The sequence below is a fragment of the Nocardia otitidiscaviarum genome, from assembly GCF_007362295.1.
Taxonomy (GTDB): domain Bacteria; phylum Actinomycetota; class Actinomycetes; order Mycobacteriales; family Mycobacteriaceae; genus Nocardia; species Nocardia otitidiscaviarum.
The window spans coordinates 1989850-2004170 of sequence record NZ_CP041695.1; the positions used below are offsets into that span (position 1 = coordinate 1989850).

At 68.7% G+C, this 14321-nt stretch carries 13 protein-coding genes; 10 read left to right on the forward strand and 3 right to left on the reverse strand.

Features of this window, described 5'->3' with window-relative positions:
• Positions 1 to 93: 93 nt before the first annotated feature.
• The 6 genes from FOH10_RS08480 (at position 94) to FOH10_RS08505 (ending at position 7987) form a co-directional block, all read left to right on the forward strand.
• Entirely contained in the window at positions 94 to 384 is a 291-nt protein-coding gene (locus tag FOH10_RS08480; protein ID WP_029929281.1) for a YggT family protein, read from the forward strand.
• Positions 385 to 467: 83 nt separating this feature from the next.
• Positions 468 to 1286: a DivIVA-like cell division protein Wag31 gene (wag31, locus tag FOH10_RS08485; protein ID WP_039812462.1), complete on the forward strand. Its 819-nt coding sequence runs from the start codon at positions 468 to 470 to the stop codon at positions 1284 to 1286.
• Positions 1287 to 1412: 126 nt separating this feature from the next.
• Positions 1413 to 1616: a hypothetical protein gene (locus FOH10_RS08490; protein ID WP_029929276.1), complete on the forward strand. Its 204-nt coding sequence runs from the start codon at positions 1413 to 1415 to the stop codon at positions 1614 to 1616.
• Positions 1617 to 1897: 281 nt separating this feature from the next.
• The gene (ileS, locus tag FOH10_RS08495) at positions 1898 to 5119 is read left to right on the forward strand and encodes an isoleucine--tRNA ligase (protein ID WP_143980307.1); all 3222 of its coding nucleotides are present in this window, start codon (positions 1898 to 1900) and stop codon (positions 5117 to 5119) included.
• A gap of 662 nt (positions 5120 to 5781) precedes the next feature.
• Complete coding sequence (locus tag FOH10_RS08500) at positions 5782 to 7119, forward strand: MFS transporter (protein ID WP_029929272.1); 1338 nt, start codon at positions 5782 to 5784, stop codon at positions 7117 to 7119.
• A 112-nt stretch (positions 7120 to 7231) separates the two neighbouring features.
• The gene (locus FOH10_RS08505; RefSeq protein ID WP_143980308.1) at positions 7232 to 7987 is read left to right on the forward strand and encodes a hypothetical protein; all 756 of its coding nucleotides are present in this window, start codon (positions 7232 to 7234) and stop codon (positions 7985 to 7987) included.
• A 114-nt stretch (positions 7988 to 8101) separates the two neighbouring features.
• Here FOH10_RS08505 and FOH10_RS08510 read toward each other — a convergent pair whose 3' ends face one another.
• Positions 8102 to 8515, reverse strand: a complete 414-nt coding sequence (locus FOH10_RS08510; RefSeq protein WP_029929268.1) for an organic hydroperoxide resistance protein — start codon at positions 8513 to 8515, stop codon at positions 8102 to 8104.
• 74 nt (positions 8516 to 8589) lie between these two features.
• On the opposite strand from FOH10_RS08510, the gene FOH10_RS08515 reads away from it, so the two are divergent.
• Positions 8590 to 9168, forward strand: a complete 579-nt coding sequence (locus FOH10_RS08515; protein WP_143980309.1) for a TetR/AcrR family transcriptional regulator — start codon at positions 8590 to 8592, stop codon at positions 9166 to 9168.
• On the opposite strand, the gene FOH10_RS08520 is transcribed toward FOH10_RS08515, so the two are convergent.
• Positions 9116 to 10186 carry an alpha/beta hydrolase gene (locus tag FOH10_RS08520; RefSeq protein ID WP_244961792.1) on the reverse strand — a complete coding sequence of 357 codons (1071 nt, stop codon included), beginning with the start codon at positions 10184 to 10186 and terminating at the stop codon, positions 9116 to 9118. The genes FOH10_RS08515 and FOH10_RS08520 overlap by 53 nt on opposite strands.
• A 310-nt stretch (positions 10187 to 10496) precedes the next feature.
• Between FOH10_RS08520 and FOH10_RS08525 the strand changes: the two genes are divergently transcribed.
• Positions 10497 to 10985, forward strand: coding sequence for a C40 family peptidase (locus tag FOH10_RS08525; RefSeq protein ID WP_143983944.1), 489 nt, complete (start codon positions 10497 to 10499; stop codon positions 10983 to 10985).
• Between the two features lie 7 nt (positions 10986 to 10992).
• Here the strand turns inward: FOH10_RS08525 and FOH10_RS08530 are convergent, their stop codons facing one another.
• The gene (locus FOH10_RS08530; protein ID WP_039812467.1) at positions 10993 to 11868 is read right to left on the reverse strand and encodes a UTP--glucose-1-phosphate uridylyltransferase; all 876 of its coding nucleotides are present in this window, start codon (positions 11866 to 11868) and stop codon (positions 10993 to 10995) included.
• Positions 11869 to 12167: 299 nt separating this feature from the next.
• On the opposite strand from FOH10_RS08530, the gene FOH10_RS08535 reads away from it, so the two are divergent.
• Together FOH10_RS08535 and FOH10_RS08540 are read left to right on the forward strand one after the other, a co-directional pair.
• Complete coding sequence (locus tag FOH10_RS08535; protein WP_244961793.1) at positions 12168 to 13490, forward strand: DNA polymerase IV; 1323 nt, start codon at positions 12168 to 12170, stop codon at positions 13488 to 13490.
• 242 nt (positions 13491 to 13732) lie between these two features.
• Positions 13733 to 14239 (forward strand): WKL family lipoprotein, encoded by a 507-nt coding sequence (locus FOH10_RS08540; protein WP_228812349.1) that lies wholly within the window; start codon positions 13733 to 13735, stop codon positions 14237 to 14239.
• Positions 14240 to 14321: the final 82 nt, after the last annotated feature.

A 14321-nucleotide genomic window follows, 5' to 3' on the forward strand; every position in this document is an offset into this window, starting at 1 on the left:
CCCTGCGGGGACACGCCGTGCACGGGGGAGGGCGCGCCGATCCGAGCGGCGCGTATGTTTTGCGGGACACCGATTCTGAGGCAGAGTGAACACGTGGCCCTGATCGCGGTGTTGAACCTAGTCCTGCTCCTGTTCTGGCTGCTGCTGATCAGCCGCGTCATCGTGGAGTTCATCCACGTGTTCGCGCGCGATTGGCGCCCCAGCGGCTTCCTCGCCGTCATCTTCGAGGTGATCTTCACGATCACGGATCCACCGGTGAAACTCCTGAGGCGTTTGATACCGCCAGTGAATCTTGGGGGAATTCGGCTCGATCTGTCGATTATGGTCCTGCTTTTTGTCGTCTTCTTCCTCTACTCGCTCACGGCCACTGGCGGCACCGCGTAGCTGAGATGTGACAGAATGGGCCGAGAAGAAAGCTTGTCTGATCTAGTGCTAGATCTCCGTACGAAGCGTGAAGGGATCCTTCCATGCCGCTGACCCCAGCCGATGTGCACAACGTCGCGTTCAGCAAACCACCGATCGGGAAGCGCGGCTACAACGAGGACGAAGTCGACGCCTTCCTCGATCTGGTCGAGCAGGAGCTCTCACGCCTCATCGAAGAGAACGCCGATCTGCGCCAGCGGGTCGCCGAGCTCGACGCGGAACTCGCTGACGCCAAGAAGAATCGGGGCCCGGTCGCGGCCGTGAAGCAGGCTCCCGCGCCGGAGCCGCCCAAGCCCGCCCCGGCTCCGGCCCCCGCGCCCATGCCGGCCCCCGCGCCCGCCGCCAAGGACGCGCCCTCCGCGGACGCGAATCTGCAAGCGGCCAAGGTGCTCTCGCTGGCCCAGGAGATGGCCGATCGGCTCACCTCCGATGCCAAGACCGAGGCCGAGCAGTTGCTGGCGAACGCCAGAACCAATTCCGAGCGCCTGGTCAGCGATGCGCGCACCCGCTCCGAGTCGATGATCGCCGACGCCCGCCAGAAGGCCGAGGCCATGCTGTCGGACGCGCAGACCCGCTCCGACAATCAGCTGCGCCAGGCCAAGGAGAAGGCCGACGGCCTGCAGGCCGACGCCGAGCGCAAGCACACCGAGATCATGGCCACCATCACTCAGCAGCGCAGTGTGTTGGAGAGCCGGATCGAGCAGCTCAAGACCTTCGAACGCGAGTACCGGGTGCGGCTGAAGTCCTACCTGGAATCGCAGCTCGAGGAGCTGGAGAACCGCGGGTCCGCGGTGCCGGTCGACGGCGGCGAGTTCGGCGAGGGCGCGTCCGGCAACGGTGCACTGCTCAAGGGCGGCAAGTAAAGCCGTCGCGACGACGTCCCCCGGTGCCGCGCAGCACGGCCCGCACGGGCCGGGTGACCACGGGCCGGGTGACACAGCGCAGCGACACCACCGTTTCGGAATTCGCGGTCAGACCAGGGGGTGCCCGTGCTCGTGGTGACGCTCGGCCTAGCGGCGGTCGGATTCGGACTGCTGGTGACCGCCCTGACCACCGGTTCCGTGGTGTGGGCGTGGGCCTGCATCGTGGTCTGTGTGATCGGCGCGGTGCTCCTGCTGGTCAGCGCGCTGTCCATGCGCTCCGACGAGGACGAGACCCAGTCCCGGCCAGGCGGTAAGCACGCCAGACACTAGAGCGCGGGTCCGCGGAATAATCCCTGGACCGCGCTCGCTAGACTTGACACTGCACTACGGCGTCGATCCGGCAATCACCGGGGAGCCTTCGGAAGAACGGCGGCCGCGGCCGCTCAGTAGAACCGAACGGGTGAGCCCGTCACAGCTCGCAACGAGAGGTTCGGCCGTCCCGACCGGGACGTCGCCGGACAAGCGGGGTGGTACCGCGGTGAGAGCGCATCGGGCGCTCGTCGTCGTCCCCGTGCCCACAGGTGATGGCACGAGGAGAGACGGAGCCCGCGATGGCGGACGAGGCCCCTGTAGACAACCCCGCGGTGGACCCCACAGCCACCCGCAACGCGTACCCCCGCGTCGACCTGGGCCGCACCGGCGGCGGCCAGGTGTCCTTCCCCGATCTGGAGCAGCGCGTCCTGGCGTGCTGGGCCGCCGACGACACCTTCCGCGCCAGCATCGAGAACCGTTCCGATGCACCGGAATTCGTCTTCTATGACGGGCCCCCCTTCGCCAATGGGTTGCCGCATTACGGACATCTGCTCACCGGCTATGTCAAGGATTTGATCCCGCGCTTCCAAACCATGCGCGGAAAGAAGGTCGAGCGCCGATTCGGATGGGATACTCACGGCCTGCCCGCGGAAATCGAAGCGGAGAAGCAGCTCGGTATCACGGACAAATCACAGATCGATGCCATGGGCTTGGCGGAATTCAATGCCGCATGCAAGTCCTCGGTACTTCGCTACACCAATGAGTGGCGCAACTATGTGACGCGTCAGGCCCGCTGGGTCGACTTCGACAACGACTACAAGACCCTCGATCTCGACTTCATGGAGTCGGTCATGTGGGCCTTCAAGGCGTTGTACGACAAGGGGCTCATCTATCAGGGCTTCCGGGTGCTGCCCTACAGCTGGTACGAGCAGACGCCGCTGTCGAACCAGGAGACCCGCCTCGACGACGCCTACAAGATGCGGCAGGACCCGGCGGTCACCGTGGATATGGTGCTGTCGGTGCCGGCGGACCATCCGCTGCACGAGCTGGACGGCGCGAACGCCCTGATCTGGACCACCACGCCCTGGACGCTGCCGTCCAACCTGGCGATCGCCGTCCACCCCGACGTCACCTACACCCACGTCAAGGGCAAGGACGGCAAGCGCTACCTGCTTGCCGCCGAACGGGTTTCGCACTACGCGCGCGAGCTGGGCGAGGAGGCCGACGGCTTCGAGGTGCTCGGCGAACATCTCGGCGCCGCCCTGGTCGATCTGTGCTATCAGCCGCCGTTCGACTTCTTCGTCGGCCACCCGAACGCGCACCGGGTGCTGACCGCCGACTACGTGACCACCGACTCCGGCACCGGCATCGTGCATCTCGCGCCCGCCTTCGGTGAGGAGGATATGGACGTCGCGTCGGCGGCGGGTATCGAACTGGTGCAGCCCCTCGACGCGGGCGGCAAGTTCACCTCCATGGTGCCGCCGTACCAGGGCCTCATGGTCTTCGACGCCAACCCGGTGATCATCAAGGACCTCAAGGCCGCCGGAAAGCTGTTGCGGCACGAGACCATCGAGCACTCCTACCCCCACAGCTGGCGGTCCGGGCAGCCGCTCATCTACATGGCGGTGCCGTCCTGGTTCGTGGCCGTCACCAAGTTCCGCGACCGCATGGTGGAGCTCAACCAGGAGATCACCTGGGTGCCCGAGCACATCCGCGACGGCCAGTTCGGCAAGTGGCTCGAGGGTGCGCGCGACTGGAACATCAGCCGCAACCGGTACTGGGGTTCGCCCATCCCGGTGTGGGTCTCCGACGATCCGGCCTATCCGCGGGTGGACGTGTACGGCTCGCTCGACGAGCTGGAGCGCGACTTCGGCGTGCGCCCGACCGATCTGCACCGGCCCATGATCGACGACCTGGTGCGCCCGAATCCCGATGACCCGACCGGGAAGTCGATGATGCGGCGCACCCCCGAGGTGCTCGACTGCTGGTTCGAGTCCGGCTCCATGCCGTTCGCGCAGGTGCACTACCCGTTCGAGAACAAGGACTGGTTCGACGGCACCGCGACCGCCGAGTCCACGGGCGGCACCGCCGCCGTCGGCCACAACCCGGGCGATTTCATCGTCGAGTACAACGGCCAGACCCGCGGCTGGTTCTACACCCTGCACGTGCTGGCCACCGCGCTGTTCGACCGTCCGGCCTTCAAAACCGTTGCGGCGCACGGCATCGTGCTCGGCGACGACGGGCTCAAGATGTCCAAGTCCAAGGGCAACTACCCGAATGTCAACGAGGTGTTCGACCGCGACGGATCCGATGCCATGCGGTGGTTCCTCATGGCCTCGCCCATCCTGCGCGGCGGCAACCTCATCGTCACCGAGCGCGGCATCCGCGAGGGGGTCGGCCACGCGCTGCGCCCGCTCTGGAACGCCTGGACCTTCCTGCAGCTCTACGCCTCGAAAGCCGGTACCTGGCGCACGGATTCGCCGCATGTGCTGGACCGCTACATCCTGGCCAAGCTGGCCCGCACCCGCGAGGTCATGACCGAGGCGCTGGAGGTCTACGACATCGCCGGGGCATGTGACGAACTGCGCTCCTTCGCCGACGCGCTCACCAACTGGTATGTGCGCCGGTCGCGTTCGCGCTTCTGGGAGGAGGACCGCGATGCCATCGACACCCTGCACACCGTGCTGGAGGTGACCACCCGGCTGGCGGCCCCGCTGCTGCCGCTGCTCACCGAGGTGATCTGGCGCGGCCTCACCGGCGGCCGCTCGGTGCACCTGGCCGACTGGCCGGCCGAGACCGAGTTGCCCGCCGATCCGGAGCTGGTCGCGGCCATGGACGAGGTGCGCGCGGTGTGCTCGACGGTGCTGAGCCTGCGCAAGGCCCAGAATCTGCGGGTGCGGCTGCCGCTCTCGGAGGTCACCGTGGCGGCCGAGGACGCGGAGCGGCTCACCCCGTTCACCGACCTGATCGCCGACGAGGTGAATGTCAAGAAGGTCGACCTCACCACCGATGTGGCCGCGCACGGCCGCTTCGAACTGGTGGTCAACGCCCGTGCCGCCGGTCCGCGCCTGGGCAAGGACGTGCAGACCGTCATCAAGGCGGTCAAGGCGGGCGAGTGGACCGAATCGGCCGACGGCGTGGTGAGCGCCGCGGGCATCACCCTGCTGCCCGAGGAGTACACCCAGCGCCTGGTCGCCGCCGAGCCGGACTCCACCGCCGCCCTGCCCGGCAATGCCGGTCTGGTGGTGCTGAATTCGGCGGTCACCGAGGAACTGGAGGCCGAGGGATGGGCGCGCGACCTCATCCGCGACCTGCAGGAAACCCGCAAGGCCAAGGGCCTGGACGTCTCCGACCGCATCGCCGTGGTGCTGGAGGTGCCCGCCGAGCGGCAGGAGTGGGCGCGGACCCACCGCGATCTCATCGCCGGGGAAATCCTCGCCACCTCGCTGAGTTTCGACGCGGCGGGCGCGGATGCCAGCGAGATCGTGGGCGGCGTGCGGGTGACGATCACCAAGGCGTGATCGCGCACGAGGGCGAGCGAACTCGGGGCGGAGCCGATACGGCTCCGCCCCGAGCTGAGTGGTCGGGCGGTGGCGGCTCAGTGTTTCGAGCTGAGTGGTCGGGCGGCGGTGGCGGCTCGGTGTTTCGAGCTGAGTGGTCGGGCGGCGGTGGCGGCTCGGTGTTTCGAGCTGAGTGGTCGGGCGGCGGTGGCGGCTCGGTGTTTCGAGCTGAGTGGTCGGGCGGCGGTGGCGGCTCGGTGTTTCGAGCTGAGTGGTCGGGCGGCGGTGGCGGCTCAGTCTTCCGAGCCGACTGGTCGGGCCGCGGTGGCTGAGCGGTCGAGTCGCCTCGTCGGCCGGGCTCGCGGTGCCGTTTCGGGCGGAGCCGCCTGACAGTTCGGCGCGATGACCGTCGCATCGTGGATCTCCGCCGGTCGCGCAGGCTTTGCTCCGGGCCGGGGCGGTGTCCGCGACAGGTTGTGCGCCTGGTCGGCGCGCCCGCTGGAATGAGGTGCGACCGGGGTCACTATCCTCTCGTATGCGCTGGTAGCGGTATTGCCCGGGCGCTGCTGGAGAGTAGCTGTGGTTTGCCGAATCCGCGTCCCGGGTACCCGGTTATTTCGTGTGCGCCGTGCCCTCACGGCGCGGAAACGACATACGCCAATTCGCGGGGGAGAGGAGCTGGCATGACTAGCCGCGATCCGGAACCCAGACAACAACGCCGTTCGGTGGCCGCCGCCGCCATGGGCAATGCCACCGAATGGTTCGACTACGGCGTCTACGCCGCGGCGGCCACCTACATCACGGCCGCGTTCTTTCCCGGAGATCTCGGAGTCCTGGGCACCATGCTCGGCTTCGCGATCTCCTTCATGTTGCGTCCGCTGGGCGGCATGGTGTGGGGGCCGCTCGGCGACCGCATCGGCCGAAAAGCGGTCCTGGCCACGACGATTCTGCTGATGGCGGCCGCCACCGGCCTGATCGGCGTGCTGCCCAGCCATGCCACCGCCGGGGTGCTGGCGCCCATCCTGCTCATCTCCCTGCGCGTGGTGCAGGGCTTCTCCACCGGCGGCGAGTACGGCGGTGCGGCGACCTATCTCGCGGAGTCCTGCGAGGACCGCCGTCGCGGCTTCCTCGGCAGCTTCCTGGAGTTCGGCACCCTCGGTGGTTTCGTGGGCGGTTCGGCCGTGGTGCTGGCCTGCCAGCTCGCGCTGGGGTCGGACGCCATGTACGAGTGGGGCTGGCGCATCCCCTTCCTGCTGGCCGTGCCGCTCGGCCTGATCGGCTGGTATCTGCGCACCAAGCTGGACGAGTCCCCGGTTTTCACCGAGGTGAAGGAGCAGCAGCATCCGCGCACCGGTCTGCGCGTGCTGCTGCGGGACTACCGGCGTGAGCTGCTGACTCTGGGCGGCCTGGTGATCGCGCTGAATGTGGTGAACTACACCCTGCTCACCTACCAGCCGACCTATCTGGAGAACACCATCGGCGTCGACGAGTCGACCACCACGGCCATGATGCTGATCGGCCAGTTGATCATGATGGTGTCGCTGCCCGCCTTCGGTCATCTCTCCGACCGGGTCGGTCGGCGGCCGATGTGGCTGGTGTCGCTGCTGAGTCTGGCGGTGCTCGCCATACCGATGTACTGGCTGATGGGGCAGGGCATCGTCTGGGCCGTCATCGGCTTCGTGGTGCTGGGGCTGCTCTACCTGCCGCAGCTGGCGACGATCACCGCGACCTTCCCGGCCATCTTCCCGACCCATGTCCGCTATGCGGGATTCGCCCTCGGCTACAACGTGTCCACGGCGCTCTTCGGCGGTACCGCGCCGCTGGTGAACGAGGCCGTGATCGAGGGCACCGGCTGGACGCTGTTCCCCGCGCTCTACATGGTGGGCGCGTGTCTGGTCGGCCTGGTGGCCTGGGCCTTCCTGCGGGAGACGGTGGGCGCGTCGCTGCGCGGCACCGAGGTGCCCGAGACCGACGCCGTGCCCGCGGTGCCGGCCCGGGTCGCGGCCGCCCCGTCGGCCTGATCGGTATCCGGGGTGGGCGTCCGTCGCGGCGACCACCCCGGGGTTTCCGGCGTTCCGGTGTGGTTACCCGGCTACCGGAGGTGGCGATATGGCCTGTGGACCGAAATTCGCTGTGACCGTCCGGTACGGAGGTGCCGACCAGGCGGGCAGCAATGGCAATGTGTATGTGCGGCTCGGGGATACCGGGGCCGCCACGGGTGAGGCGGCGGTGCATCTACCCGGTGACCCCACTCAGATCGGGCGCGAGCAGACCTTCCACATCGACTACGGCACCGCCCTCGACGATCTCACCGAGCTGTGGGTGCGCGTCGACTCCGAGGAGTCGACCTGGACCCTCGCGGCCATCGACTGGTTCCAGGTGGAGGATCTCGACGCCCACACGCTGTGGCAGAGCACGCCGGTGCCCGAGACCGAACAGGGTTTCGCGGCCGCGGTGGTGCCCGAGGAGACCGGCAGTGTCGACACCGTGCTGACGCGCGGATTCCGGCTGCACCGGGAACCGTCCGCCCGCTACCGGATCACCCTGGAAACCGGCCGGGAACCCGGTGCGGGAACCACCGGCAGCATTCTGGTCCGGCTGCTCGGCCACACCGACTGCCATCTGGTGTGGCTGCCGTTGAACGGGCCCACGGAGGATCTGGAGAGCGGCGCGCGTCGCCGCTACGGGCCCTACACCTACATCGCGCACGATCCGCCGACCGATCTCGAGGTGCGGCTCGGTGGGATGACGACCGACTCCGACCGCTGGCAGCTGCTGCGGGTGGCCGTGGAGGACACCGCCACCGGCCGCACCTGGCTGGCGGAACCGGACAGCTGGTTCGACTGGACCTCGCCGCAGCAGACGTTTGCCCTGTCGGAGAAGGATTAGGCTGCACGGGATTCGGCTGCGCGGGATTCGGCCGAGAGGCACTCGGCCGAGAACGACTCCGCGGAGCAGGGTTCCGGACAGTTCGCCGGTCGCGCGCGATGTGACCGGTGGTGGCTACTCGACGACGAGTTCGACCGGGATATTGCCCTGGGTGGCGTGCGAGTACGGGCACACCTGGTGGGTGGCCTCGACCAGTGCCCGCCCGGATTCGTTGTGCAGATGTTCGGGCAGTTCCACCCGCAGCACCACCGACAGGCTGAAGCCGCCGCCCTCGCGGCTGTTGAGCCCGACCTCCGCGGTGACGGCGGCCTCGTCGGCGTCCAGCTTCATGCGCTTGGCGACCAGCTGCAGCGCGCTGGCGAAGCACGCCGAGTAGCCCGCGGCGAAGAGCTGTTCGGGATTGGTGCCCGCGCCGTCGCCGCCCAGCGCCTTGGGACGGGCCAGGGTGAGGTCGAGGATGCCGTCATCGCTGTAGGAACGGCCTTCGCGGCCGACCGAGGTGGCGACGGCGGTGTACATGGGAGCCATGGAGTCCTCCTAGACAGACTTGTCTGTTCACTTCGTCGGCCAGAGTAGACAGATCTGTCTGCTATCGTCAAGGTATGAGTGCCGCCCGCGATCGACTCCTGGAGACCGCCACCCGGCTGTTCTACGCCGAGGGCGTCCACACCGTGGGCATCGACCGGATCATCGCCGAGGCCGGTATCGCCAAGGCCACCTTCTACCGGCACTTCCGCACCAAGGACGATCTGGTGGTGGCCTATCTGGCGCGTGAGTACGAGCGCCAGCGTGCCGTGCTGGAAGCCGTGCCCGACTCCGGAATGGCCGCTGTCACCGTGATTTTCGAGCGGCTCGGCGAGCTGAGCTGTGCGCCCGGCTTCCGCGGCTGCCCCTTCCTCAACGCGGCCGTGGAATTCCCGGACCCCGCGCACGCCGTGCGCGCGGTGGTGGCCGACTACCGGGACTGGTTCCGGCGGCTGGTGCGTGAGCGGTTGGCGGCGGCCGGGCACGACGACCCGGACACCGCCGCCCACTACCTGCTGCTGGTGCGCGACGGCGTGGCCCTCAGCGGCGGTCTCGGCGATCCGGCGACGGTCCGCGCCGGCGTGCGGACCGCACTGGCACAGCTCAGGACTCGGGTAGCTCCAGCCCCCGAGCCAGCACCGGCCACGACCGCTTGAGCGCGTCCTCCCAGTAGCCCCAGGAGTGTGTACCCCGAGGTGGCAAATCGGCGGTTACCGGGATGTCCAGCTGCTGTAGCCGGTCCACCAGACTGCGGGTGCACCAGTCGGTCGCGGCCTCGATGATGCCGCCGACCACCAGCTGCTGGATCAGTCCGCCGTCATTGGGGCCGAGACTGCGGATATCGCCGGGGGTGTCGCGCGGCCCGGGCAGGCCGGTGCCGTTGAACAGGTACAGCTCCAGGCCGCGCAGACCCTCGGCATGCACGTAGGGGTCGTTGGCCACCCACATCGGGTCGTCGGGCGGGCCGTACATGTTGTGCACGTCGCCGCCGCCCGCCGCGACCACCAATTTCACGAACTGCTGGCCGATTCGGTCGCTGATGCGGGCGCAACCGCTGTAGGCCGCCACCGCGCGGTACAGGCCGGGTGCGGCGATGGGCAGCTGCAGAACGCTGGTGCCGGACATGGACATTCCGGCGATGGCGCGAATCTCGTTGGTGCCCAACGCGCCGTCGATGAGGGGCGGCAGTTCCTCGGTGAGGAAGGTGCGCCACATATTGGTGCCGAGCTGGGGATCCGGTGCGCGCCAATCGGTGTAGTAGGTGAAGCCGCCGCCGACGATCTGCACCACGTTCACGTTCTTGCCGGTGAAGAACTCGGTCGCGTCGGTATTGCGTCGCCAGGTGGCCGTATCCTGGCCGCCCCCAGCGCCGTTGAGCAGGTACAGCACCGGCCTGGGCACCGAGGTGTCGGCGGGGCGCTGCACCTCCACCACCACGTCGCGGTCCATGGCGGCCGAGTGCACGGTGAGGGTGATGTTGCGGGCGTCGCGGACGCGGTACGAGGAGATGGTGGAGCCGTCCGCGGAAACCGGTGTGGCCATGAGGGTTCCGGTGGTGGTGACCGGGTCGGGCGGTGGCCCCGCCGCGGCAGGCCCCGGCGTGCCGGGCAGTGCGCAGGCGAAAACCACTGTCAGCGCGAGCAGTAGCGCTCGCGCCCTGATACGACGAGTCAACTCAGGGCCCCTGTGGTAGCTGGCGGATGCGGACTCCCGGACCCCCGCGGGACGCCGAAATGCTACTTATGCCCCGATTTCCATGGGGGTGCAATGTCACATTCCGGCCACGGTTTGTGATCGGAGTCTCATGACACGCATGGTGGCGGGTTCGACGACTCGCCGCACTTCTGGGTTACAACAGAAGAGACGGCAAATGCGTGGTTAATGAGCGTTGCGTGATCAATGAGCGTTCGGGGAGTGCCGACCGAAGGACGAGCACGTGCGACGACAAGCGATCCACCGCCTGATCCGGGCCGTTGCGGCCACCATGACCCTGCTGTGCGCCGGTGTGCTCTGGGCGGGCGCGTCCCACTCCGATACCGGAAGTGCCTCCGGTTCCGCCTCGGGCAGCGGCAGCGGCTCGGCCTCCGGCAGCGCGTCGGGTTCGGCGCAGCTGCCTCTCGCCAGTCCCCGGGCCATGGTCGCGCTCGGCCTGGCCACCACCCAGACCGGTAAGCCCTATCGGTGGGGCGGCACCGGACCCGACGCCTGGGACTGTTCCGGGCTGGTGCAGTGGGCCTTCCGCAGCGTCGGTATCGACATGCCGCGCACCACGTGGCAGCAGGCCGAGGCCGGGCTGACCGTGCCCGTCGGCGCGCTGCAGCCGGGGGATGTGATCGTGCTCAACGGCGACGCCTCGCACGTGGGCATCTACGCGGGGGCCGGGCAGGTTCTCAATGCGCACTCGCCCGGGGTTCCGGTCGGACTGACCCCGCTGTCCGACTTCGACATCTTCTCCGTGCGCCGGTTCTACTGATCGAGCCTCAGTCGCAGAGTCCGCGCAGCAGCGGCCCGTACTCCGGGTGGTTGAGCGCGGAGGCGAACTGGGCGACCAGGTAATCGGCCGGATTGCCGGTGTCGTACCAGCGGCCGCGGATGACCTGGCCGTAGACCGGGGCGTTGGCGGCGAAGGTGTTGATGGCGTCGGTCAGGTACACCTCGCCGGTGCGGTGGGTGTACCAGTTGTCGACCTGGCGGCGCAGTTCCGCGATGATGCCGGGCGTCACCACATAGCCGCCGATGGCCGCGTACGAGGAGGGCGCGTCGGCGGGCTTGGGCTTCTCCTTCAGGCCCGAGATGCGCATCAGGCCGTCGCTGTGCTCCTCCTCCACCACCGGCACGCCGTAGCGCTGGGATTCGGCGGGGTCCATGGGCATGAGGGCCAGCACCGGCGCGTCGGTCTTCTCGTAGGCGTCGATGAGCTGCTGGGCGCGCGGCACCTCGGCGACGAACACGTCGTCGGGCCACAGCACCAGCATGGGCTCGTCACCCAGGGTGCGGGCGGCGTTCAGCACCGGGGTGCCGTTGCCGTAGGGGCCGTGCTGGTCCAGGTAGGTGATATGGCCGAGGCGGCCGAGTTCGCCGACCTCCTCCACGGCATCGGCGTATGCCTGCTTGCCGTCGGCGCGCAGCTGCGCCACCAGGGCGGGATTGGGCCGGAAGTGGTCCTGGATCAACGACTTTCCGGCGCTCACCACGATGGTGATATCGGTGATTCCCGAGGCGACCAGCTCGCGGACCGTGTGCTCGATCACCGGTTTGTCGCCGACCGGCAGCATCTCCTTCGGGATCGCCTTGGTGAGCGGCAGCAGGCGGGAGCCGATACCCGCGGCGGGGATCACGGCCTTGCGAATAGTCATGCCCCGATCATCACACATCCGCGGCGTCGTACCTGTCGGTAGCCGAGCGTAGATTTCTCGATGTGAACACCGCCGCCGAACCGACTGACGGGTACGTTGTGCCTGGTCAGCGGCCCGGCGCGGCATCGGGCAAATCGCCCGCAGCACACCGCTCGGTCGGGTCCGGCTCCCAGCAGACCGACAGCCACCTCCCAGCCGGTGGCGGGTCGAACGGTCACGCGGCCGCCGGTCTCCAACCGACCCGGCCGGACCGCGAACAGCGAATCCGCTCGACCCGGCGGTGGGTGCTGCATATCGATATGGACGCGTTCTTCGCGTCGGTGGAGCAGCTCACCCGGCCCACGCTGCGCGGACGGCCGGTGCTGGTCGGGGGCGTGGGCGGGCGCGGTGTGGTGGCCGGGGCCAGTTACGAGGCGCGGGTGTTCGGGGCGCGTTCGGCCATGCCCATGCATATGGCGCGCCGCCTGGTGGGGGTGGGCGCGGTGGTGGTGCCGCCGCGCGGGGCGGTGTACGCGGAGCTGAGCGGGCAGGTGTTCGACGTGCTGCGGGCGCGGATTCCGGTGCTGGAGACGCTGTCCTTCGACGAGGCGTTCGGCGAACCCGCGGAACTGGCGGGGGCGACGCCGCAGCGGGTGCTGGAATTCTGTGAGCAGCTGCGGGAATCGGTGCGCGAGCGCACCGGCCTGGTCGCCTCGGTCGGCGCGGGCAGCGGCAAGCAGCTCGCCAAGATCGCCTCCGGACTCGCCAAACCCGATGGGGTGCGGGTGATCTCACCCGAGGAGCAGGGGGACATGCTCGCCGCGCTGCCGGTGCGCAAACTCTGGGGAATCGGTCCGGTCGCCGAAAGTCGTTTGCGCACATTGGGAATCGAGACGGTGGGGGCGTTCGCGGCGCTGCCGGAGAGTGAGGCCGCCTCGATTCTGGGCGGCAGCGTGGGCGCGGCCCTGCACCGGCTGGCACGCGGCATCGACGATCGGCCCGTCGCCGAACGCGCCGAGGCCAAACAGATCAGCGCCGAGACCACCTACGAATCCGACATCGTCAACCTCGCGCAGCTGCGCCCCGCCATCGAGGCCATGGCCGCCGCCGCGTACCGGCGGCTCACCGCCGACGGTCGGGCGGCCCGCACCGTGGTGCTGAAACTCAAGAAGTCCGATATGAGCATCGTGACCCGGTCCTCCACGCTGCCCTACGCCACCGAGGATCTGGCCACCCTCACCGCCGCCGCCCAGCGCTCGGCCCTGGATCCGGCCGAGCTGGGGCCGATTCGCCTGGTCGGCGTGGGTTTCGCGGGTCTGTCGGAGATACGCCAGGAATCGCTGTTCCCGGAACTGGACCGGACCGTGGACACCGAATCGGTATCGGAGGAGCCGACTCTCGCGCTGGCCGCCGGGCCGGAGCCGGAGGTGCCGCCGCCCACCCGCTCCTACACCACCCAGACCTGGTATCCCGGGGCGGATGTCGAACATCCGGAGTTCGGGCACGGCTGGGTGCAGGGCGCGGGCCACGGCGTGGTGACGGTGCGTTTCGAGACCCGCTCCACCGGCCCCGGCCCCGCCCGCACCTTCGCCGCCGAGGACCCCGACCTGCGCCGCGCCGACCCGCTCGGCAGCCTGCGCTGACGGCGTCGGCCGAGGTCGGCGGCCCGCTCACGGCGCCGCGGCGGCGCGGCGAATCGACTGTGCGCCTGGCGATAGCCTCGCCGAACTCTGTGGGTTCATTCTGAAATTGCTCCGCACCGGGTTCGAGGAGTTATTTCCGGCCACAGCACTGTTAGCCTGGTGCCTCGTGCAGCGCCGCCGGTCGGGTTACGGGCGGCTGTCACATGGACGAACGGACCTACTCGAACGCAAAGGACGAGCAGTTGAAGCTTCAGAAGACCGGACGTATCGCGGTCGCCACGCTGGCAGTCGTGACCGCACTCGGACTGTCGGCGTGTGGCAGTGGTGACAAGGAGACCGAGGGCACCAAGACCACGACCAAGACCACCACCTCGCAGGTGCAGGCGCAGTCCGATCTGCCGCCGGTGCCGACCGTGGCCGACCTCAACGCGGAGTTGCAGCGCGGTCTCGACCCGAACGTGCCGAACTCCGAGAAGCTCGAGCTGCTGCAGGGCATCAGCGCCGATCCGGAGCTGCCCACCCGCCTGGTCGAGGCGGTGCAGCAGAACAACGCCAGCATCACCGTCACCGGCGTGACCGATCTGGGCAACGGCACCATCACCGCCGACGCCCAGGTGGCGCTCGCGGGCGGCGAACCGCAGCAGGCGGTCGTGCCGTTCGTCGCCGAGGACGGCAAGTGGAAGGTCCAGAAGGAGTGGATCTGCAACATGATCCAGCTGGCCAACCAGACCTCCCCGGCCTGCGTCTGACGCGCTGACGGCGAAGGGGCCCGGGTCCGCGAAGGGACACCGGGCCTTTTCTTTCGCTAACATCGCCCTCCGTGACCGATGT